The sequence below is a fragment of the Morganella sp. Je.2.23 genome (assembly GCF_051129855.1).
Taxonomy (GTDB): Bacteria; Pseudomonadota; Gammaproteobacteria; order Enterobacterales; family Enterobacteriaceae; genus Morganella; species Morganella sibonii.
This window is the reverse complement of record NZ_JBCPSQ010000004.1, coordinates 194974-216905: the sequence shown is the minus strand read 5'-3', so window position 1 is coordinate 216905 and position 21932 is coordinate 194974. Positions and strand designations below refer to the sequence as shown.

The 21932-nt window shown below is 50.4% G+C and carries 18 protein-coding genes; 8 read left to right on the top strand and 10 right to left on the bottom strand.

Annotated elements, in window-relative coordinates:
• Positions 1-46 precede the first annotated feature (46 nt).
• The 4 genes from AAZR23_RS14925 to AAZR23_RS14910 are packed head-to-tail and all read left to right on the top strand — an operon-like array spanning position 47 to position 5143.
• Positions 47-2209 (top strand): TonB-dependent siderophore receptor, encoded by a 2163-nt coding sequence (locus AAZR23_RS14925; RefSeq protein WP_434693464.1) that lies wholly within the window; start codon positions 47-49, stop codon positions 2207-2209.
• Positions 2209-2472, top strand: coding sequence for a hypothetical protein (locus AAZR23_RS14920; RefSeq protein WP_166706797.1), 264 nt, complete (start codon positions 2209-2211; stop codon positions 2470-2472). The genes AAZR23_RS14925 and AAZR23_RS14920 overlap by 1 nt, the downstream gene beginning before the upstream one ends.
• Complete coding sequence (locus AAZR23_RS14915; RefSeq protein WP_434693461.1) at positions 2427-3908, top strand: PepSY-associated TM helix domain-containing protein; 1482 nt, start codon at positions 2427-2429, stop codon at positions 3906-3908. The genes AAZR23_RS14920 and AAZR23_RS14915 overlap by 46 nt, the downstream gene beginning before the upstream one ends.
• Positions 3896-5143 (top strand): RhtX/FptX family siderophore transporter, encoded by a 1248-nt coding sequence (locus AAZR23_RS14910; RefSeq protein ID WP_218427138.1) that lies wholly within the window; start codon positions 3896-3898, stop codon positions 5141-5143. Before AAZR23_RS14915 ends, AAZR23_RS14910 begins: the two co-directional genes overlap by 13 nt.
• On the opposite strand, the gene yiiM is transcribed toward AAZR23_RS14910, so the two are convergent.
• Both yiiM and sodA read right to left on the bottom strand, forming a co-directional pair.
• On the bottom strand, positions 5114-5803 hold the full coding sequence (yiiM, locus tag AAZR23_RS14905) for a 6-hydroxyaminopurine reductase (protein WP_166706799.1): 690 nt from the start codon (positions 5801-5803) through the stop codon (positions 5114-5116). The two genes, AAZR23_RS14910 and yiiM, sit on opposite strands and share 30 nt — an antisense overlap.
• Positions 5804-5891: 88 nt before the next feature.
• On the bottom strand, positions 5892-6512 hold the full coding sequence (gene sodA / locus AAZR23_RS14900) for a superoxide dismutase [Mn] (RefSeq protein WP_166706800.1): 621 nt from the start codon (positions 6510-6512) through the stop codon (positions 5892-5894).
• Positions 6513-6881: 369 nt separating this feature from the next.
• On the opposite strand from sodA, the gene acs reads away from it, so the two are divergent.
• The 4 genes from acs to AAZR23_RS14880 all read left to right on the top strand — a co-directional run bounded on the left by acs (position 6882) and on the right by AAZR23_RS14880 (position 11575).
• The gene (acs, locus tag AAZR23_RS14895) at positions 6882-8837 is read left to right on the top strand and encodes an acetate--CoA ligase (protein ID WP_434693457.1); all 1956 of its coding nucleotides are present in this window, start codon (positions 6882-6884) and stop codon (positions 8835-8837) included.
• Between the two features lie 73 nt (positions 8838-8910).
• A complete protein-coding gene (locus tag AAZR23_RS14890; protein ID WP_166706801.1) occupies positions 8911-9222 on the top strand; it encodes a DUF485 domain-containing protein in 312 nt (103 codons plus the stop codon).
• Positions 9219-10874, top strand: coding sequence for a cation acetate symporter (locus tag AAZR23_RS14885; protein WP_166706802.1), 1656 nt, complete (start codon positions 9219-9221; stop codon positions 10872-10874). The genes AAZR23_RS14890 and AAZR23_RS14885 overlap by 4 nt, the downstream gene beginning before the upstream one ends.
• A gap of 122 nt (positions 10875-10996) precedes the next feature.
• On the top strand, positions 10997-11575 hold the full coding sequence (locus tag AAZR23_RS14880) for a hypothetical protein (protein WP_434693455.1): 579 nt from the start codon (positions 10997-10999) through the stop codon (positions 11573-11575).
• A gap of 39 nt (positions 11576-11614) precedes the next feature.
• Here the strand turns inward: AAZR23_RS14880 and AAZR23_RS14875 are convergent, their stop codons facing one another.
• The 8 genes from AAZR23_RS14875 to AAZR23_RS14840 all read right to left on the bottom strand — a co-directional run bounded on the left by AAZR23_RS14875 (position 11615) and on the right by AAZR23_RS14840 (position 21897).
• Positions 11615-12670, bottom strand: coding sequence for a fimbrial protein (locus AAZR23_RS14875; protein ID WP_218454869.1), 1056 nt, complete (start codon positions 12668-12670; stop codon positions 11615-11617).
• Entirely contained in the window at positions 12670-15093 is a 2424-nt protein-coding gene (locus tag AAZR23_RS14870; protein ID WP_434693452.1) for a fimbria/pilus outer membrane usher protein, read from the bottom strand. Before AAZR23_RS14870 ends, AAZR23_RS14875 begins: the two co-directional genes overlap by 1 nt.
• 96 nt (positions 15094-15189) lie before the next feature.
• Positions 15190-15876, bottom strand: coding sequence for a fimbrial biogenesis chaperone (locus AAZR23_RS14865; protein ID WP_218427146.1), 687 nt, complete (start codon positions 15874-15876; stop codon positions 15190-15192).
• Positions 15877-15937: 61 nt separating this feature from the next.
• Positions 15938-16504: a fimbrial protein gene (locus tag AAZR23_RS14860; protein WP_434693449.1), complete on the bottom strand. Its 567-nt coding sequence runs from the start codon at positions 16502-16504 to the stop codon at positions 15938-15940.
• A gap of 656 nt (positions 16505-17160) precedes the next feature.
• Positions 17161-18180 (bottom strand): D-cysteine desulfhydrase, encoded by a 1020-nt coding sequence (locus AAZR23_RS14855; protein ID WP_434693446.1) that lies wholly within the window; start codon positions 18178-18180, stop codon positions 17161-17163.
• A gap of 30 nt (positions 18181-18210) precedes the next feature.
• The gene (locus AAZR23_RS14850) at positions 18211-19656 is read right to left on the bottom strand and encodes a Na+/H+ antiporter NhaC family protein (RefSeq protein WP_107680145.1); all 1446 of its coding nucleotides are present in this window, start codon (positions 19654-19656) and stop codon (positions 18211-18213) included.
• A gap of 38 nt (positions 19657-19694) precedes the next feature.
• A complete protein-coding gene (locus tag AAZR23_RS14845; RefSeq protein WP_166706808.1) occupies positions 19695-20840 on the bottom strand; it encodes a trans-sulfuration enzyme family protein in 1146 nt (381 codons plus the stop codon).
• A gap of 295 nt (positions 20841-21135) precedes the next feature.
• Positions 21136-21897 (bottom strand): FCD domain-containing protein, encoded by a 762-nt coding sequence (locus tag AAZR23_RS14840; protein WP_230059774.1) that lies wholly within the window; start codon positions 21895-21897, stop codon positions 21136-21138.
• Positions 21898-21932 lie beyond the last annotated feature (35 nt).

Here is a 21932-nt window from a genome sequence, read left to right as displayed (position 1 = left end):
AACGGATAAAATGATAACGATTATCATTTCATAAGCCGGAACAGACATGACGCGCCTGACAATAACACATACACAGCAAACACCCGGTTTACCGGCCCGTTTCACACTCAGCAAACACACACTGATGTGCGCACTGCTGCTCTCAGCGCTGCCGTCAGCGGCAGAGACAACCGCGCCGGACACCGGTGATATCATTGTGGTCACTGATCGCCCGGCTGCCGCCGGGGATGACTATATCGCGCCCGGTGTTACCACGCTGGGGAAAATGGCACTGAAGCCGCGTGAAATCGCACAGTCGGTCAGTGTTATTGACCGGACGCAGATTGAACAGCAGAACCTGAATACGCTTGATGATGTGATGAGCAGGGCGACCGGCGTCACCAGTGCGCCGTTTGTTCTGCTGACCACGGCGTATTATACCCGGGGTTTTAAAGTCGATTCTTTTGAGCTTGATGGCGTGCCCGCTCTGCTCGGTAATATGGCCTCGTCGCCGCAGGATATGGCGGTGTATGAAAGGGTGGAAATTCTGCGCGGCTCTAATGGCCTGCTGCATGGTATGGGTAATCCGGCTGCGACCGTGAATATGGTACGTAAACATGCTCCGCACCGGGATCAGGCGAATATCACGCTGACGGCGGGCAGCTGGAACCGCTACCGCGCAGAGGCGGATGCCGGGGGACTGCTCAATGAATCGGGCAGCGTGCGTGGCCGGGTCGTGGTGGCGTGGGAAGATCGTGATTTCTTCTACGATGTGTCTGACCAGCAGACACGGCTGATCTATGCCACCGTGGATGCGGATCTTACACCGGACACGCTGTTACGTACCGGCCTGCAATATCAGATCATTGATTCTGTCACTAACATGGCCGGTGTCCCGATGGCGGCCGACGGCAGTGATCTGCATCTGCCGCGTGATACGTATCTGGATGTCAGCTGGGATAAATTCAAATGGGATACCACCCGTGCCTTTGCGCAACTGGAACATCAGATTAATGATGACTGGCAGTTTAATACTCATCTTGATTATCAGCATGTAAAAGCCCGCCTGCTGTATGCCGGGGCATGGGGAAATATTGACCCGCTGACCGGGGATGGCGCAATGCTGACAGGCGGCGCGTATAAATTCCGTAACCACCAGCTGAGCCTGGACAGTAATGTGACCGGCAAACTGACCGCCGGCGGCTTACAGCATGATCTGATAGCCGGAATCAGCTATGCCGGTGCGCAGGAAGAGCAGCTCACTGCTGCTTTTGATACACCGCTCAATGTGCCGGTCAATGTCTACCGCTGGGATCCGCACAGTGTACCGGTGCCGGGCATCGGCGCGTATTCATCGCCGGGAACCACAAAAACGATCCGCAAAGGCCTGTACACCATGGGACGGATCAAGGTTGCGGAGCCGCTGACAGTGGTGGCCGGCGCCAGGGCAGACTGGTGGCAGGTACGCAAGCCGGATGCGAAATTTACCGAAGACGGAAAAATCACACCTTACGGCGGTCTGATCTGGGACTTTGCGCCGGAATGGTCATGGTACGGCAGTTTTTCCACGGTGTATCAGCCGCAGACCGGCAAAACTTACAGCGGTAACATGCTGAAACCGGTTGAGGGACAGACACTGGAAAGCGGTGTGAAAGGCTCGCTGCTCAACGGCGGACTGAATGTCTCTGCTGCGGTTTACCGGATTGATATGAAAAATAACCCGCAGGCTGACCCTGAGCACCCGGGCGGCGCTTTTGATACCAACTATATCAGCGGCGGAAAAGTGGTCAGTCAGGGCTTTGAACTGGAAGGAACCGGCTATATCACGCCGTTCTGGGATATCACGGCCGGGTATACCTATACCGATACCCGTTATAAAGAAGACACACAGAATCAGGGCGAAACCTTTAACAGCCTGACACCACGGCATATGGTCCGGGTCTGGACACAGTATCAGTTACCTTGGGATGAACGGAAATGGAGTGTCGGCGGTGGTGTTCAGGCACAAAGTGAGTTCAGTAATTCCAACGGCCGGGTCACTCTGCGCCAGGGCGGATATGCGGTGGTTAATACCCGGCTGGGCTATCAGATAGATGATAACTGGTCCGCAGCAGTCAATATTAATAACCTGTTTGACCGCCGTTATTACGCCGGATTATTCACCCCGCAGTGGAATAACCGCTATGGCGAGCCGCGTAATATTATGCTGACACTGAAGGCAGATTTCTGATGAAGTCTGCCGGGTTACGGCGGTGGATGATGCTGATGGCGGTCACCGGCTGTGTTGCCGGTGCGGTAACACTGTCTGCGGTGATCACCGTTTTTTATCCCGGCAGTGATGCACTTAACCGTCTCTATGCCGGGGTTTTTATCCCGTTCTTTATTCTGTGCGCCATTCTGTGTTATGCCCTGACATCCCCCGGACCGGGGGCGGTATTTCTGCGGGCATGGATCTGGTGGCCGCCACTTTTGCTGCTGCCGGGAGTCTGCTGATGCGTCCGGGACTGAAGGCATCGTTCGCACAACTGCACAGAAGTGCGGGGTCTGTATTTGGTGTGGTGCTGTTTATCATCTTATTCAGCGGCACCTGGAGCCTCGGCGGTGACAGCCTGCGTTTGTGGTGGCAGCATCTGCCCGCCGGTGAACCGCTGCCGCTGTCTGTTCTGACAGAGCAGGGGATGGCACAGCTGAGCGGGGAGAACGGGGTTCACATCGTACTGCCTTCAGACCGCTATCCGGTGATCAGTGTCTGCCGCCATCCGGGGGATTGCCCGGTGCTGCTCAGTGCCGTCACCGGTCAGCCGGTAAGTGCTGCCGCACCGACAGATATCCCGGTGACACTCCACAAAAATCTGTTTCTCGGCTTCCCCGGCCGGATGCTGGTCAGCCTGACCGGCGTTGTGCTGACGGTTTTACTGATCACCGGGCTGGTTATTCATCACCGGAAAATCCGGCTGTTACTGCGTCTCAGATGGCGGCAGGGAATACGGCGCTTTGCTTTTGATCTGCATAACCTGACCGGCCTGTGGTGTTATCCGTGGCTGGTGCTGTTCGCGCTGACCGGTGCGCTGTCCGGACTCGGGGCATTCGGGACAATGATGCTGGCCGATCGCGTCAGTCCGCAGGCACCGCAGCAGATTATGCAGCAGCTGATGGGATCATTCCGTGAGCCGGATGCGGCGGAAGAACCGGTGTTTTCATCGGTTACTGAACTGCTTGCGCAGTTACCGGCCCGCTATCCCGGCTTTATTCCGCAGATGGTGTCTCTGCAAAACCCCGGACGTGATGACCGGGTGGTGACTATCAGCGGCGTCCGTGAAGGGCAGCCGGGATCCGCGTATTTTGAACAGCTGCGCTGGCAGGGAACGCCGCTGCGTCTGACCGGCATCCGCGATTCTGCGGAACAGGGCATCTGGACCCGTGCCTTTATTGCAGTTCAGCCGTTGCATTACGGACAATATACCTGGCTTGCCGGTGCTGCGCCGTGGCTCAGCGCACTGCATTTTCTGGCCGGATTCGCAGCCTGTCTTCTGACACTGAGCGGCCTGTCGATGCGGGCACTGAATGCCCCTGACAGTCTCTCATCCCGTTTAACCATCGGCCTGTGCGGCGGCCCGGTACTTGCCTGTACCGTACTGCTGCTCAGTGCGTGGTTCTCCCCGTTATCAGCCCCTGCGGTATTTCCTGCGGTATGGCTGATAACGGTTTTTTTCACCCTTTTGTACCCGTCGCTCAGCCGCGCACTGCTGCTGATCTGTCTGTTCTGTGCCGCCGGATTCGTGTTTGCGGCGCTGGTTCATCTGTTTTCCTGCGCCGGTGCGCAGTGGTATACCGATGCCGCGCTGCTGCTGACTGCGGCGGGGTGTCTGTTATGTGCTGTTGTGTTATGGCGGAAAAACCGCTGCCGGAGTGAATTATGCATGAACTGATTAAACATCGCCGCCTGGTGATAACCCTGGGCTTTCTGTACTTGGCACAGGGTATTCCGATGGGTATCGCTATGGATGCGCTGCCCGCGATATTACGCCGTGCCGGAACTGACCTTGCAGCTCTGGCTTTTATTCCGCTGGTCGGGCTGCCGTGGGTGGTCAAATTTTTATGGGCACCGTTTGTGGATAATCACTGGTCTGTTTCTTTGGGCCGGCGGCGCAGCTGGATTATTCCGATGCAGGTGATCGTCACACTTTGTCTGCTGGCACTCAGTCTGACCGGTATCACGGCTGACAATGCCGGTCTGTGTGTTGCCCTGCTCGCGGTGGCTTCTCTGGCCAGTGCCACCCAGGATATCGCTACTGACGGTATGGCGGCGGAACATGCGGGAGGCAGTCTGCTGGCAAATATTAATGCAGTTCAGATAGCGGGTGTGATGGGCGGCTTTTTCCTCGGCGGTGCCGGTATGATGATGCTCACCGGTGTGCTGGGTCAGCAGGGCGCATTACTGATTTTTACGGCGGTACCGGCATTCAGCCTGATCCTGATCAGCCGTTTCCGGCAGCCGCCCCGTTATCACGCGGATGTCCGGCCTGATGAGGCTCAGGCCAGTCTGCTGAAAACTGTCCGCCGTTCCGGAGCTGTCCGTCTGCTGACGCTGACGCTGTTATCGGCGGTGACGGCGGTTTCCGGTTTCGGGCTGGCAAAGTTGTTTCTCACCGATGCGGGCTGGGCGCTGGAAGATGTCGGTAAAGCGGGCATGGCGGGCGGGATGGTCACGCTGGTGCTCGGTTGCGGCGGCGGTGCCTGGCTTATCGGAAAAATAGGGGTATGGCGGGCTTTTTCGGCGGGTCTTCTGTGCGCGCTGATTTCGTCGCTGCTCTGGTTTGCACAGTCTCAGGGCAGTGTCAGTGTCATTATGGTGGCCGTGTGTATTCTGTTCGGCTCACTCTCTTCCGGGATAACATCTGTGGCAATTATGACGGCCGGGATGCGTTTCGCCTCACAGGCGAAGCAGGCCGGAACGGATATGACGGCGGTGCAAAGTATGCGGGATATCGGTGAAATGGCCTGCGCAATGATGCTGGTCAGCCTGACGGCGGCGATTGGCTATACCGGCGGATTCGTACTGGCGGCAGTGATTGCGCTGGCGGCTCTGCTGTTCACTGTCGCCAATGTCCGTTATCAGCGGCGGGTTCAGTTGTCAGCCGAACGGTCCGGCGAAACCGAATAACCGGCGGTTGAAATCTTCAATCTTTCCGCTGGTCAGGCGGCGCTGCATCGTCAGCGTCCAGCTGGCGGATAAGCCGGGGGCATGAAGCAGACGGCGATATTCCGTCTCATCGAACGGCAGATGAAACGCAATTGCCACGGCTTCTCTGACAGATACCGCGCTGGTTCGCGTCAGCAGTTTCAGGGGATGCAGTCCGCTGACTTCGCCTTTGCCTATCACGCGGTACAGCCAGCCGGTACGCCCGCTGTCCTGCATTACCTGCGCAAAATCGGACACATCAGTCAGCGGATTGAGCTTATAACAGGGTGAGCGCGGCTGGGTGATCTGGATAACCGCCCCGCCCCACTGATAAATATCGCCGATAAAAACGGTGTCTTCCGTCATACCGAGAGTGGAAATATTTTCCCCGAAAAACGGCGCGACAAAGCGATCCTCAATCTCCGGATACATCATTTTCCAGTAATCGTAGTGTTCGCGGGGATAGTGACATAACGCGCGGTCAGGGCCGCCGTGAAAGGCTTTTTCCGCCTGCTCATCACCGGCGAGTCCGGAGGCACCCAGCTGAAGGACACCCTCAGTCTGACGCTTCTCAATTGCGCTGCGTCCGCAGCGGGCTGTATCCCTGACGGGACCGGTGAAAACTAAAGGTGTGTATGCCATGCCGCCTCCGTATTGAGTGAGACAGACATCATAATCGAAAGCGGGGAAGAAGAATATGTGCGGACAATGCCCGCACATATTTCAGAACTTATTTGGCAGAAGCGAAACGCGCTGCTGCTTCATCCCAGTTGACTACAGACCAGAATGCTTTGATGTAATCCGGACGGCGGTTCTGGAATTTCAGGTAGTAGGCGTGCTCCCACACATCCAGACCGATGATCGGATAACCGGAAGTACCGGAAATCGCTTCACCCATCAGCGGGCTGTCCTGGTTAGCGGTGGAAACGACAGCCAGTTTGCCGTCTTTCAGCACCAGCCATGCCCAGCCGGAACCGAAACGGGTTGCCGCTGCTTTTTCAAACTCTGCCTGAAATGCATCAACACTGCCGAAATCGCGTTCGATAGCGGCTTTCAGGTCACCCTGTAATGTGGTGCCGGTTTTCAGGCCTTTCCAGAACATGCTGTGGTTGGAATGACCACCCGCGTTGTTGCGGATAAAGGTACGTTTGTCCGCCGGGAATTTATCGAGCTGTGCGACCAGATCGTCGATATCAAGGTTTGCCATCTCAGGGAAGGCTTCCAGCGCGGTGTTGGTGTTATTCACATACGTCTGATGATGTTTGGTATGGTGAATTTCCATTGTCATTTTATCGAAATGCGGTTCTAACGCATCATAAGCGTACGGTAATGCAGGTAATACATAGCTCATAATTATAACTCCAGTAATTGACCGAACCGCTCACACCGTGTGTGAACAGGCTAAACATTATAATGAAACAGATGATAATGAAAATGATTATCAGATCTGTGCGATCTGTGCGGATTCTTTTTATTTGTTATTTTACTGTCTTATTTTAGTTAAATATTTTAGCTAACTCTCCCCGCATAATGTCATACACTGATTTTTATCTCAATGATGATGTTTTATATCGTTGGTGCTTTTCGCATCAAATGATAACGCTGTGAATCTCCCCTTTTTCAATCCGTGATCTTTAGCGCAAAAAAGAAACAAAGGCGAAACGGCAACTTTATTTAACGTGATTTTGACATAGCATTAACAATTGAAAGGAGATGCATCATGACAAAAATAACGAAATATCCTGTACCCGAAGCAATTGCAAAAAATGCGCTAATCAATCATCAGCAGTATTTGGACGAGTATCAGTGGTCTGTTCAGGATCCTGACGGCTACTGGCGTGAGAAAGGACAGATTGTCGACTGGATAAAACCCTATACGCGGGTGAAGAACACCTCCTTCGACCCCGGCCATGTCAGCATAAAATGGTTTGAGGACGGCACACTGAATCTCAGTGCCAACTGTCTCGACCGGCATCTGGCAGAACGTGGTGACAAACCGGCGGTGATCTGGGAGGGCGACAGCCCGGATGAGTCCCGTACTCTCACCTATCGTGAACTGCATCATGATGTCTGTCAGTTTGCCAATGTCCTGAAACAGCAGGGGATACGCAAAGGTGATGTGGTCGCCATTTATATGCCGATGATCCCGGAGGCGATGGTTGCCATGCTGGCCTGCGCCCGTATCGGTGCGGTGCATTCGGTGATTTTTGCCGGGTTCTCACCGGAGGCGGTGTCCGGCCGTGTGATTGATTCCGGCGCAAAAATGGTGATCACCGCAGATGAAGGTCTGCGCGCCGGACGCACTATCCCGCTGAAGAAAAACGTGGATGACGGCCTGAAAAATCCGGGCGTGACCACGGTCAGCAGTGTGATCGTCTTCTGCCGTACCGGCAATCCGGTGGAGTGGCAGGAAGGGCGTGATATCTGGTGGCACGATGCTGTCAGCGGTGTCAGTGCTGACTGTCCGCCGGAAGAAATGAATGCGGAAGATCCGCTGTTTATCCTCTATACCTCCGGCTCGACCGGTAAACCGAAAGGGGTGCTTCATACCACCGGCGGTTATCTGGTCTACGCCACGCTGACATTCAAATATATCTTTGATTATCATGGCGATGAAGTGTTCTGGTGTACCGCGGATGTCGGCTGGGTGACCGGACACACCTACCTGGTTTACGGCCCGCTGTCCAATGGCGCTGTCACACTGATGTTTGAAGGTGTGCCTAACCATCCGAAGGTCAACCGGATGTGTCAGATTGTCGATAAGCATCAGGTCAATATCCTCTATACCGCACCGACAGCTATCCGCGCCCTGATGGCGGAAGGGCTGAATGCGATTGAAGGCACGTCCCGCAAATCCCTGCGCATTATGGGATCGGTCGGCGAACCGATTAACCCGGAAGCCTGGGAGTGGTATTACAAAACTATCGGCGACAGCCGCTGCCCGATTGTCGACACCTGGTGGCAGACTGAAACCGGTGCCTGCATGATAGGTGCAATGCCGGGAGCAATTGAGCTGAAACCGGGCTCCGCGACCGTGCCGTTCTTTGGGGTTCAGCCTGCGCTGGTGGATAACCAGGGCGACATTCTGGACGGTGAGACAGAAGGGAATCTGGTGATCCTGGATTCCTGGCCGGGCCAGGCACGTACCCTGTTCGGTGATCATGAACGCTTTGAACAGACGTATTTTTCCGCCTTTAAAGGCATGTACTTTGCCGGGGATGGTACCCGCCGTGATGAAGACGGCTATTACTGGATCACCGGCAGGGTGGATGATGTGCTGAATATCTCCGGACACCGTCTCGGTACTGCCGAAGTGGAATCCGCGCTGGTTTCACACCCGAAAATTGCCGAAGCGGCGGTGGTCGGGATCCCGCACAGCATCAAAGGGCAGGCCATTTATGCCTATGTCACACTCAATCACGGCGAAGAGCCGACACCGGAGCTGTATGCGGAGGTGAGGAACTGGGTCCGTAAAGAAATCGGCCCGATTGCCACCCCGGATATTCTGCACTGGACTGACTCTCTGCCGAAAACGCGATCCGGTAAAATTATGCGCCGTATCCTCCGTAAAATCGCCACCGGTGATACCGGTAATCTGGGTGATGTATCAACACTGGCCGACCCGGGTGTCGTCGAAAAACTGCTCGAAGAAAAGCAGGCCATCAAAATGAACTAGCACGCTAACCTCAGTCAGTGCCGGGTTATGCGGCACTGACACTCCGGATAACAAAAACAGAGGAGTATCCTCAATGAGCGCATCCATTTATCAACAGGTGGAGAATGACCCTCGCTTTCAGGAACTGGTCAGAAAACGCAGTCGGTTCTCATGGACACTGTCCGCTATTACGCTGGTGCTGTATGTCAGCTTTATTATTCTGATTGCCTTTGACCCGCAATGGCTGGGCACACCACTCGGTGAAGGTCTGACGATCACCCGCGGAATACCTGTCGGGGTCGGACTGATTATCAGTGCTTTTGTCCTGACCGGTATTTATACCATCCGGGCAAACGGGGAATTTGACCGTCTGACTGCCGAAATTATCCGCGGGGTGAAACAATGAAAACGCGCCTTTCTGCTCTTCTGCTATCCCTGCTGTTTCCGCTGTTCAGTCACGCTGATGCCATCAGCGGGCCGGTGGAGCGCCAGCCGGTAAACTATCAGGCCATTATTATGTTCCTGATCTTTGTCGGCCTGACACTGTATATCACCTATTGGGCGGCAAAACGGACACGTTCCCGGGCGGAATATTATACTGCAGGAGGGAAAATTACCGGGTTTCAGAACGGGCTGGCGATCGCCGGCGACTTTATGTCCGCCGCATCATTCCTCGGGATCTCCGCACTGGTCTACACGTCCGGGTATGATGGCCTGATTTACTCCATCGGTTTTCTGATCGGCTGGCCGGTGATCCTGTTTCTGATTGCGGAACGTCTGCGTAATCTCGGCCGCTATACCTTTGCGGATGTGGTCTCTTACCGCCTGAAAGCACGTCCGATCCGTGTGCTCTCCGCCAGTGGTTCGCTGGTGGTGGTGGCGTTATATCTGATCGCGCAGATGGTGGGTGCCGGTAAACTGATTGAGCTGTTATTCGGGCTGAATTATATCGTGGCGGTTGTGCTGGTCGGTATTCTGATGGTGTTTTATGTCCTGTTCGGCGGCATGCTGGCAACGACCTGGGTGCAGATTATCAAAGCGGTTCTGTTACTTGCCGGAGCCAGTTTTATGGCGCTGATGGTGATGAAAGCCGTGGATTTTAACTTTAACACCCTGTTTAAAGACGCGGTTGCGGTACATAAAAACGGGTTGGCGATTATGAGCCCGGGCGGTCTGGTATCTGATCCGGTTTCCGCATTATCCCTGGGACTGGCGCTGATGTTTGGTACTGCCGGGCTGCCGCATATTATCATGCGCTTCTTTACGGTCAGTGATGCCAAAGAAGCCCGTAAAAGTGTATTTTATGCCACCGGATTTATTGGTTACTTCTATATTCTGACCTTTATCATCGGTTTCGGTGCCATTTTGCTGGTCAGTCCGAATCCGGTATTTAAGGATGCAGCGGGAGCTCTGATCGGCGGTACTAACATGGCGGCGGTACACCTGGCGGATGCTGTCGGCGGAAATCTCTTCCTCGGCTTTATCTCTGCGGTGGCGTTCGCAACAATTCTGGCGGTTGTGGCCGGGCTGACCCTGGCGGGTGCATCCGCAGTTTCTCATGATCTGTATGCCTGTGTTATCAAAGACGGCAAAGCCAATGAGCGGGATGAATTAAAAGTCTCCAAAATCACCGTTATTATCCTCGGGATTGTTGCCATCGGGCTGGGTGTTCTGTTTGAAAAACAAAATATTGCCTTTATGGTGGGGCTGGCCTTCTCTATTGCGGCGAGCTGTAACTTCCCGATCATCCTGCTTTCCATGTACTGGAAACGGCTGACCACACGCGGTGCACTGGCAGGAGGCTGGCTGGGATTGGTAACAGCAGTCGTACTGATGATCCTGGGTCCGACAATCTGGGTGGGTATCCTCGGACATGAAAAAGCAATTTATCCGTATGAATATCCGGCACTTTTCTCAATGTTTGCTGCCTTTATCGCAGCCTGGCTGGTGTCTGTGACGGATAACTCCGCACAGGGTCAGGAAGAACGCAGCCGCTTTGAGGCGCAGTTTATCCGCTCTCAGATCGGCCTGGGAATTGAGCAGGGCAAATCTCACTGACAGAGGTGACAGCGCGGTTTCCGGCCCGGGGACCGCGCTTTTCTTTTTCTCCGCCACTTGTTTTATCAGGTTGTTAATGGTTTACTGCAACCCGCTTGTTTATGTTACTTAAAAGTTAATTTATGCGTCTGTTTTCTTCTGTTTTACTGATTGTGCTGATTGCTCTGGCACCGGCGGTTTTAGCCGGCGGGCCGGGGGCGGAGTACAATGTGAAAATTACGGTGATGGGCATATTACTGCTGCTGGCGAATGTGTATCTCTGTCGTTATACAGCAGGAAAAATCGTGGTTGGTTTGCTGACGATTTTGTGGGGGCTGAATTTATCTGCCTCGGCTTTTTTCCGCCGTGAGGCGGGGGCCGAATATCTGACAAACTTACCTGATCTGCTTCATCAGGGATACTCCCTGTCCGCCGGTGAATTCCTGAATGAAAACAGTGGTATTGTGCTGTTTTTTATTGTGGTTTCCGGGGCCTATTTCGCGGTGGTTCATCTGCTGAGCAGCGCATTACCGCGCCGGGCAATCCGTAATGCCGGTATCTCTCTGTTATTACTGTCGTTTATTCTTCCGGTTGAATATTACGCGATGGAAAAAGATAAAACCCCGGGACTGACGGTGTATGACCATTACCTGCTGGGAACACCGCTCTACAATCTTGCCGCCGTGCCGATGGCATGGCGGGGCTGCACCGGTATCAGCTGAATACCGGGCGCCGCCCGGATAATCCGGACGGCGCTGATATCAGTCAAACTGTAAAATAAACTGAGTATTTGCTTCCAGTTTGCCGGGGCTGACCGAATCACTATAGCGGTAATATTCGGCAACCAGCGGAACACGTGTTTTTCCATCCTGTAATTCCGCAATTTTAACAAATTCATGATTAACCAGTACGGCATCATCATTCATCGGTGATGTAACAACAAAGCCAACACCGGACGCATTATTATTGCCGTCGTTATCAGGAACAATAACAGACTCTTTTCCGTTATAACTTTCGGTTTTAGCCGCCATTAATTTCATCCGGGCAGACAGCCCGCCATTACATGAAATAAGTAAATTATCTTCAGCTTTATAATTACCGTCCGGAAGTCCTTTTGATGAAAACGCGTTCAGCGGCGCCCGGGGTAAATTAAATTCCAGATTAGCGTTGTCCAGCGAACATGATGCCGGTGCACTTTCAATTTTACCTTTTAATCTGTAGCTATAGCCTACTGCTGTTGTGCCGCCGCCGGGGTTGTACGCCTGAATTAAAACAGTACCGATATATGCCCCGCCGGTTAAAGAAAGCGTATCCGGGTTATCTTTTGCGGCATAAATAATGACCGTTAAATCAAGCGGCAGCAGCGGGCCTTCCGGTACCGGCACATTACTTCCCGGCTGATTCTGAAAATGCATACCGGTCCGGTTATCGACCAGTACATAAACAAAGTTCCGATCACCGCCCGGATAAATATGATATGCAGGATAGCCGTCAATATCGCCGTAATACTTGGCAACAATACCGCTGCCTTCACTGTAGCTGGTATAGCCGTGAATACCGGCATCCGGCCCGCAGTTCGCCACGCCGCCGATACCGCCTTCACGGACAAATGTGAAGCGGCCGACTTCCTGGTTCTGCTTTATATTGCCGGTAAGGCGCAGATTAATGGTTGAGGTCATGGTGGAATGGTTCTGATTTCCGCCTCTGAGACAGTCCTGTAACGCATAAGCGTGGCCCGCTGTACCTAATCCGCCTGCGGCAATTAACAGAGATAAAATCAGATGTTTGGTTCTTTTTATCAGGTGACAGTATTTCATCAAATCTCCCGCTGACAGTTCAGCTCTGTAATATATATTCCGTTCTTGGGTAACGTGCCGGTAATGTCATATCTGACAACACATTGCTGCATATTTCCGTCCTGCTTCCACGTTACGCGGATATCACCTTTTTCTTTATCCGCAATAAAATAGAGCGTATTAAAATTAGACACCCAATATTCAGTATCACCGGGCATCGTCGCTTTGGCACCTAACGGAATTTCTTTATTATCCGGGGTTTTTAGTGTGATCAGCAGCTTATAGCCTTTTTTCACATTGAAATCTGCCAGAATCAGCGCACCTTTTGTCGGAACAATATCGTTAATAATATTGTTTTCTATCCCGGTATCGTCCGGAATTGTCTGTGTATCAATCACAATATTGTTTTTACGGTACGGCGTCATACCTGAAACAACCGCAAGGCCCGAATTATTGGTCTGAGCAGACTGGCCGTTAATGATACCGATACCGGCAGTATCTTTGGTCAGAATCAGTGCATTGGTATTCTGCAACGCAGGGGCGGCAAGTACGCCGTATTGCGTTGCCAGTAGCGAACCATTCATGCCATAGCTGAGGTTTTTATTATTTTTACTGTATGAGTAACCGGCATTAACCGTCGCATATTGTGAGCGGTAGGCGCTGCTCAGGCCGCCGGAATTACCTGTGCCTTTGTTACCCTGACTCTGATAAATATCCCAGCTGCCTTGCTGGTTTTTACCGTAATTTCCGCTGAGTCCGGCCGTCTGTAATGTCTGATGATCACCATCGGAGGAAATATTATAATTTGCCCATATGGCGTTATCTTTGATATTAAGCGGAACGCTGAGATTCATACTCACATTATACGTATTGTTCTTGCCGTTCTCCGTTCTTGCACCCTGATAATAGTTGTAATAAATACCGTAGTTCATTTTATTAAATGAGCTGTTAAACCCGGTATTATAGGATTTTTGTTTCTTTCCGGACGTATACTCATAAATAACGGCAGACAGATTGAGAGATGAATTACCGGAAAAAACAGGCTGATTCAGCGATAAGGTATACTCATTTTTAAGTTTACTGCGATCGTTCCGGTTTTCATCATATGACATCGCATCTTCAAAACGATAAAACTTAGTATCAAAGTGACGGTAACCGACCAGAGAGACGCTGGTATTTGTTGCTTCTATTCTTTTTGCGTAGTTAACGCGGAATGCATTACCGGCAGAGGTTTTATCATTATTAAGAGTTGCTTTTGCATGCAGGACATCCGCGGTGATGGCACCAAAGGCGCCAAAATTGAATGCAGCACCGATACCGCCGGACTGATAACCCCCGGCCACAAATGCGCCGCCAAATACCGTGACAAAGTCAGTCAGACCATAAAATATTTCAGCCTGATTAATTTTTTTTCCGTTACCCTTGTTGTTGCTGTCGTAGGTTCCGCCGGAAATGCTGTATCGTACATTTCCTTTCTTTTCCAGAGTGGAAATCGAGGAGAAAGGGACGATGAAATTTTTCTCGCTGCCGTCAGTTTCTTTCACATTAACATAAAGATTTCCGCCATTATTCATCGGGTAATATTCGGTCAGATTAAACGGCCCGGCCGGGACGCTTTGTCTCAGGATAATTTCGCCATTCTGGACAACCGTTACAACGGCTTCGGAATTGGCGATTCCGGAGATAGACGGGACATAGTTTGTTTTGCTGACCGGGTCCATTGATCTGTCCGTGGTCAGACGGACACCACGAAATTTAACAGAATCAAATAACTGTGATGATGAATATAAATTACCGGCGGTAAACTCACTTTTCAGGGCATTTATGTTTCTTGATAAGGTATTACTGATGTTTTTCCATTTGTTTTTATTGTTATCATCGTTCATCCAGGTGGAGTAATTCTGATAACGCCAGGCACCTAAATTGATTCTGGTCTGAATGTTTCCGTAATAGCTGTCTTTTGAGTCACCATTGTGCTGACGATTCACGGCTGAAAATAAATAGTTAACAAACAGAGCAGGAATGCCGTTATCCCAGGTTTCCTGCGCTAATGCTTCCAGCTTATCTTTATTGATATATGACTGTGGTGTCGTCAGTGCATAGACCTTTGTATTAAGATCGAGATAGCCATGCGTATATTCAATGCCATTGATATTAAGGCAGCCATCGGTATCATCGTTATCTGATAACGGGAAATCCAGTCCTGCATTTTTCCATTCTTCCCGTGATAAGCAAGGGATGAGTTTTTCATCTCCGGCTTTATTTTTTTTCATAACAAAATCAATTTCTTTTACAGCAACCTTATTGTTGTTAATGATCAGGGTGACTTTGTATTTTCCCGGTGCGTTATCATTGTCTTTAAAAACTTCAATATCTTCATTGGTCAGCTGTGAGTCAGTGCCGGGAATATTAAATAAACTGGCCGGATAATAATCATCTGCCATAGCAGAGAGGGATGACCCTGCCAGAAGGAGAGACATCACAGATAATGACATAAAATTATTTTTATTATGATATCTATTCATCATTATTATCACGTGTTATTTTGCGGAATAATTTAATTCAACGGCTTTGCCGTAATCATTGATGTATGTCATTTTTATATTTGCAGGTAATTTAATTGCCTGCGGAACAGTTAGTGTTTCTGTCGATTTCGGTGACAGATATCCGGAAGGTAATTTTACTTCCTGATTATTTACGGTTATCTTTGAAATATTCACATAATAGGGTGCAGGATTATTAACCGTAAGACGATTACCGGACACAGACCACGCTAACGTGTTCATGCCGGTTTCGATGTCCCGGTTGTTATCCAGAACAGACGGGCGATAAATAATCTTTATTCTGTTCGTCATCGAATAGCGCAGGACGTTTTCCCGGCCTTCTTCACCCGGTGCCACAAACTTAACATTCAGCCAGTAAAGTGACTCTCTGTCAGCGGGTAATGAGGCCATTTTTGTGACCTGTAATGTGTTCTTTTTTTCAGCCCGTAATTTGACGAGTGGTGGTGTTGAAACAAAGTCAGAGCTTACATTTCCGGCTTTATCTTCAACCCAGGATTGCAGCAGATAGTTTCTGCCTTTGTCCGTATTAAATGCAACAACGCCCTCACTGTTATTTTTTTCATGATAAATAACGCGGGTTGTTTCTAAACCAAAGCCGGCATAGCTTGTTGATACCAGAAGCAGTAATGCACTGGCAGCGATAATATTTGTTTTAGTGAACATAATTAATCCTTATTTATTTTTATATGAGGGCGCGCAGAATATTTCATCTGCGCATAAATAATTAATTATATGAAAGCGTGTAATTCAGTGTTGCATCAGCCTGGCCTGCTTCAACGTTGTCAGCGGTGCTGTAATATTTTGCGACGTAATCAGCATGCCATTCGGCACTGGAGGAAACTTCATATTCTTTGGTAACAGAACCATTAATGACAATATCAGTATCCATATCATTGCGGTCATAGAGAACAATACCGATATTCTTAGCGGTATTTGGTGATGCCGGGTTATCCAGTTCCAGAATAGCGTCATGGCCATCTTTTGGCTTTCCGTGAAGCTGTAATGTCACTTTTCCTTTTTCCGGACAATCCAGTAATGAAATACTTAAAGAACCATGTCCGTCTTCGCCGCCAACTTCATCACCGGTTTTAGTAAAGGCACTTGTCGGATAACGACCCATTAAAACATCGGCATTAGGGGAATTGGTGTCATTCAGGACAATCGAACACGTGGCGTTATAAATAAAACCTTTGAATGAAATTGTACCTGTTTGCTCTGCGGCTGAAGCGTTCATTACTGTACCTGCAAATAATACAGAAATTAACGTTTTACCAATTAAAGACTTTTTCATCTTAAACCTTACTTAAATGAATGTTTGTTATTACGTAATATGAACTGAATAACGTGAAATCTTATTGTCTTACCTGAAACAATAATTAATAAAAGCAGAAAATATCCGGTTAATGATTGCTGTATTTCTCATTTTCCGGAGTTTAATTTTATTTTTCTGCTGTTTATTATTTGTTTAGTTTATGGATATATGAGTTCTTCTCATTCACTCATGGATTGAGTATATCGGAATAATTTGTTCAGAATACCCACCGGGGTATCGTTATGTAATGGTGTGTTTCAAATTATTTTTCCGGTGTTATTGATTTTAATATTTTGATTTTTATATATATTTTTGTTGTGTTTGTGTTTTCCTGTTTATACCATTCCATACATCACAAAAGAGTAACCAGAGTAAGTCATTAAATATCAATGAATTAAAGAATAATAAATGAAAGGAAAACGTGAAGAGCATGCAGTATTTACTTACATCTGAAAGGCGTATTTTTTTGAAACTAAAATAATGTGGTGATTTTTTTGCAGGTTTAAATAATGATTTACATCAAAGATTGATAAATAATATGTTATGAAAGCCGAGAGTATTATCAGTCAGGCGGGAAATAACAGATACCGTAATACGATTTATTACCGGTATCTGTTTTGTATGCGGAGATTAATTTATATTGCAGCGCTCACTGCCGGATAGGCAAACAATCCGGCGGCACCGCCGGTGTGTACAAACAGCAGCGGCGAGGTATCCTGCGGATGCCGGCGAACCTGGTCAATCAGTCCGGCCATCGCTTTACCGGTGTAAACCGGGTCCAGCAAAATGCCTTCGTGACGCGCCAGCAGCTCAATGGCTTCCAGCCCGCCGGCATTCGGCATACCGTATTCCGGTGCAAAATAACTGTCCCACAGTGCGACCGGTGCCGGGGTTTCAATACCAAACAGCGGCGCCAGCTCATTCTGCAGTTTCACGACTTTCGGTGCCTGGTCGGCATAAGTCCGCGATACTGTGACACCAATAACCGGCGTCTGCGGCATAACCAGCTGCAATCCGGCAGAAAGCCCGGCGTGTGTTCCTGCACTGCCGGAGGCCACCACCACAGCACCGAATTCCGTGCCTTCCGGTGTCTGCTCTGCGATTTCCAGGGCGCACTGCACATAGCCGAGTGAACCAAGCATATTGGAGCCGCCGACCGGCACGATATACGCATCGCTGAGCTGCATATGGTTGATCAGCGCCTGCATCTGCGCATCAGGATCGGTCAGTGCATCACACATCACGCAGTGAGCACCGAATAAATCGGTCAGCAGTTTGTTGCCGTTATTCAGGAAGTCTGCGTCCTGACTGCAGATAGGATTTTCCAGCAGTGCCACACATTTCAGACCGTACATCGCTGCGACAGCCGCAGTCTGGCGGACATGGTTAGACTGAACAGCACCGGCGGTGACAATAAACTGTGCGCCTTTTTCCAGGGCATCCGCCATCAGGAATTCCAGCTTACGCAGTTTGTTGCCGCCCGCCGCCAGCGGCGTCAGATCATCGCGTTTGATGTAAATCTCCCGTCCCAGCAGACGGGAGAGATTGTTCAGTTTATTCAGCGGTGTCACACCGCTGAGCAGATTAAGCCTGCTGAACTGCGCTAATGTCTGTTGCAGCCGGGTTGCCCCGGCGGTATTTACAGAAGAAGACATATCATTTCCTTATTGAATTCGCGGTCATACTCAGTAGGTGAATCCTAACCAGAGGTAGACGGCCAGCGCAAAACTCGCGGTTAATACCGCATACGGCATCTGGGTACGGATATGTTCAATATGGTCGCAGTCTGTCGCCATCGATGCAACAATCGCATCGCTGGAGATAGGGGATGTCATATCACCAAAGATAGACCCGGCGATAGCCGCACCAATCATATATTCCGGCGGCATACCAACGGACAGACCCAGCTGTACACCAATCGGGATCATGATAGCGAATGTTCCCCAGGAGGTACCTGTCGCCAGTGACATCACGGCACTGATCAGGAAGATAAAGCCGACAGAGAATCCCGGCGCAATAACCCCGGATGTCACCTGGGCAATATAAGCACCGGTGTTGAGGTCAGAAGAGACTGAGCCCATCAGGAAAGCGAGGATCATCACCGAACTGATTTTGATCATACTGGCGTAGCCGATATAGAGCTCTTTAAAGAAGGTATCGACATTCATGACCCGGCGTACCAGGAACCAGACAAATGACACCATCGTACCGAACATCACACCCCAGTAAACAGACGTGGAGCCGCTGCCTTTACTGAATTCGCCGTCCCCGGTGATATACAGCGCCACCGGCACCATCAGAATGGTGGAGAGGATAGGGATAAAGAAGTTCAGTGAAGTATGGCAGTTCGGATGATTGATAATATCGTTATCATCTTCCGGTTCGTCATGGGTTTCTTCCGGTGTGCCGGTAATAACATCCGCTGAGCTGATAAGTGCCTGTGCACGCATTTCTGCTTTGCGCATCGGTCCCCAGGAGACATTACTGAAGATATAGAACAGGATACTGGCGAGCGAGAACCAGGCCATGATGTTGTAAACCATGGAATGTGCCAGGATATCAAACGGTTCGCCGGTAATCAGTCCCTGAGAGATCTGCACACCGATAACGCCCATCATTGCCGCACCCCAGCCGTTGATCATGGCGGAAGAACAGACAGACACACAGGCGGTCTGGATGATGTAAGACATTTTCTCCGGCGGTACGCCGTATTTTTTCGCCAGCGCTTTGGTGGAGGCACCGGAAACCAGCTGGTTAATCGAGCTTTCGATAAAAATCAGGGAAGTGATAATCACCGCCAGCAGCTGTACACCTTTGCGGCCTTTGATGATCTGTGTTTTGTTGGTCAGCAGGCGGACCAGTGCCCGTACACCGCCGGTCACCACGACCAGCCGCATAATCCCGCCAATCATCAGCATAAAGATGATGGTTTTGGCGTTGCCTGAGGATTTGAAGACATCAATAATCCCTTCCAGGGTCGCGCGGACACCCAGTAAGAGGTTGTGATCATTAATAACAGTAAAGCCGACAAGTATCCCGATCAGCAGTGATAAAATCACCTGACGGGTACAGATAGCCAGAATAATTGTGACGACCGGGGTAATGACCGTCCAGATACCATAGTCCTGCATACGCTTTCTCTTTTATTATTGTGGTCAGGGATGCTGTGTCAGGCCAGAGCCTGCTGTAAATCAGCCAGTAAATCACCGATATCTTCGATACCGACAGACAAACGCAGTGTGCTGTCAAAGACGCCGATAGACTCGCGCTCTTCGCGGCTCATGGAGCCGTGGGACATGGTTGCTGAGTGATTCACCATGCTTTCCACACCGCCCAGCGATTCCGCGAGCACAAAATAGCGCAGTTTTTTCACAAAGGCTTCGGTTTCGGTCAGACCGCCTTTCAGCTGAATAGTGACCACGGCACCGCCGGTGCGCATCTGTTTTTTGCATAACTCATAGTGCGGATGATCTTTCAGACCGGGATAAAACACCTTTTCAATTTTGGCATGACCGGACAGGAATTCCGCCACGGCCTGCGCGTTGCTGCACTGTGCCGCCATCCGCAATGCCAGGGTTTTCAGGCCGCGCAGGGCGAGGTAGGCATCAAACGGTGAGGCAATCGCACCGGTGGTGGTTTTCAGGAAATTCAGTCTTTCCGCGAGGTCGTCACGGTTGGTGATCACCGCACCGCCGATTAAATCAGAGTGACCGCCGATATATTTGCTGGAGGAAACCATGATCAGATCTGCACCCATCGTCAGGGGTTTCTGGTTCCACGGTGTCGCGAAGGTGTTATCGATGCAGGTCACGATGTTGTGTTCTTTGGCCAGCCCGCAGACGGCCTCAATATCAACCAGTTCCAGTAACGGGTTGGTCGGGCTTTCTATCCAGATCATACGGGTATTGTCTTTGATTTTGCTGCGTACAGCCGCCAAATCATTGAGATCAACATAGTCAAACTCATGGCCGCAGTTTTCTTTTGCCACGCGTTCAAACAGACGGAAAGTACCGCCGTACACGCCTTTCATCGCAATAATATGAGAGCCCTGCGGGAAAATATTCAGCACCAGTGCCGCGGCGGCCACACCGGAAGCCGTTGCGGTGGCATAAGTGCCTTCCTCAACATCGGCAAGCAGTGTTTCATAGGCGTGGCGGGTCGGGTTACTGACACGGGAATAGGCGTATTCACCGTGTTCGCTCAGACTGGTCTGCACAAACGTACTGGCGGTGGTGATCGCCGGAAAAATGGCATGGTTGACTTTATCCTGCTGCTGTCCGCCGTGGATCAGCACAGTGGCAATTTTCTTACTCATAGTTGGTGTCCTGTAAAATATGCGATGAATATTTAATGGTTATTGTAATGGCCGGATAGTGGCACAGGTAGTCAGAAAAAATTTTCTAAAAAAATTACGCAGCCGCAGACGGCAGAGAATAAATTTCTCTGTTATAAAATAAGTGTTATATATCAGTGAATTGAATCATTTTTATGAATGAGAGGTGAATCACACTATGAATAATAAGGGTATTATTTTTATTTTACGGTCAAAAAAACCGGGCTGATTTTGCCCGGTTTCTGGTGTCTGAAAGTAAAAAATGTGTGTGGCGGGATCAGTTCCGGACCAGGTCAACAGGATAGGAATTGAACAGATAACCATCAAAATTCGGGTCATCGACATCGGACAGCTCCAGCAGGCGCTGTTTCACATTTTCCAGGTGCTGCCACATGGCTTCTTTGGCCGCTGCCGGATCTTTTTTAATCATCGCTGCGAGGATCGCCTGGTGATCGGTCATCCACTCTTTGCGGTAATCTTTATTGGTGATCCGCGTATGCAGTTTCAGCCACATCGGGTTGTTTTCCCGCCATGCCCAGGATTGCTTCAGTAATTCCACCAGCATGCTGTTATGGGTCGCCTGCGCGATGGCCAGGTGAAATTCGCGGTCACCGGTTTCATCTTCCCCGGTTTTCAGTTCGTCGCGTTCCCGCTGGAGAGCGCTGCGCATATTCGCAATATCCACTGGCGTGGCCTGCGTGGCGGCAAACTCTGCAATATTGCTTTCCAGCAGCTGGCGGGCCTGTAACAGTTCAAACGGACCGGCGGCATTGAGCGAGCCGTTATCCGTATCGCTGTCTTTCTGGTGCGGCAGGTCAATAATGTAGATACCGGACCCTTTACGGACCTCGATCAGGTTTTCCAGTTCCAGCATAATCAGTGCCTCACGTACCACGGTACGGGACACACTGAGCATCTCAGCAATTTCGCGCTCAGGAGGAAGCTTGTCACCCGCGGCATAATGCATGTTGGTGATCATCTGACGCAATGCGTGACCGACTTCCTGATAAGGACGTTTTGATTCGATAAATTGAGTCATCTGCGGTGCCATAAATAAAATGAAATCGGAGTCAG

Coding starts and splice junctions, on each gene's coding strand:
- AAZR23_RS14925 (WP_434693464.1), top strand. CDS start 47: ATGACGCGCCTGACAATAACACATACACAGCAAACACCCGGTTTACCG.
- AAZR23_RS14920 (WP_166706797.1), top strand. CDS start 2,209: ATGAAGTCTGCCGGGTTACGGCGGTGGATGATGCTGATGGCGGTCACC.
- AAZR23_RS14915 (WP_434693461.1), top strand. CDS start 2,427: ATGGATCTGGTGGCCGCCACTTTTGCTGCTGCCGGGAGTCTGCTGATG.
- AAZR23_RS14910 (WP_218427138.1), top strand. CDS start 3,896: ATGCATGAACTGATTAAACATCGCCGCCTGGTGATAACCCTGGGCTTT.
- yiiM (WP_166706799.1), bottom strand. CDS start 5,803: ATGGCATACACACCTTTAGTTTTCACCGGTCCCGTCAGGGATACAGCC.
- sodA (WP_166706800.1), bottom strand. CDS start 6,512: ATGAGCTATGTATTACCTGCATTACCGTACGCTTATGATGCGTTAGAA.
- acs (WP_434693457.1), top strand. CDS start 6,882: ATGACAAAAATAACGAAATATCCTGTACCCGAAGCAATTGCAAAAAAT.
- AAZR23_RS14890 (WP_166706801.1), top strand. CDS start 8,911: ATGAGCGCATCCATTTATCAACAGGTGGAGAATGACCCTCGCTTTCAG.
- AAZR23_RS14885 (WP_166706802.1), top strand. CDS start 9,219: ATGAAAACGCGCCTTTCTGCTCTTCTGCTATCCCTGCTGTTTCCGCTG.
- AAZR23_RS14880 (WP_434693455.1), top strand. CDS start 10,997: ATGCGTCTGTTTTCTTCTGTTTTACTGATTGTGCTGATTGCTCTGGCA.
- AAZR23_RS14875 (WP_218454869.1), bottom strand. CDS start 12,670: ATGAAATACTGTCACCTGATAAAAAGAACCAAACATCTGATTTTATCT.
- AAZR23_RS14870 (WP_434693452.1), bottom strand. CDS start 15,093: ATGGCAGATGATTATTATCCGGCCAGTTTATTTAATATTCCCGGCACT.
- AAZR23_RS14865 (WP_218427146.1), bottom strand. CDS start 15,876: ATGTTCACTAAAACAAATATTATCGCTGCCAGTGCATTACTGCTTCTG.
- AAZR23_RS14860 (WP_434693449.1), bottom strand. CDS start 16,504: ATGAAAAAGTCTTTAATTGGTAAAACGTTAATTTCTGTATTATTTGCA.
- AAZR23_RS14855 (WP_434693446.1), bottom strand. CDS start 18,180: ATGTCTTCTTCTGTAAATACCGCCGGGGCAACCCGGCTGCAACAGACA.
- AAZR23_RS14850 (WP_107680145.1), bottom strand. CDS start 19,656: ATGCAGGACTATGGTATCTGGACGGTCATTACCCCGGTCGTCACAATT.
- AAZR23_RS14845 (WP_166706808.1), bottom strand. CDS start 20,840: ATGAGTAAGAAAATTGCCACTGTGCTGATCCACGGCGGACAGCAGCAG.
- AAZR23_RS14840 (WP_230059774.1), bottom strand. CDS start 21,897: ATGACTCAATTTATCGAATCAAAACGTCCTTATCAGGAAGTCGGTCAC.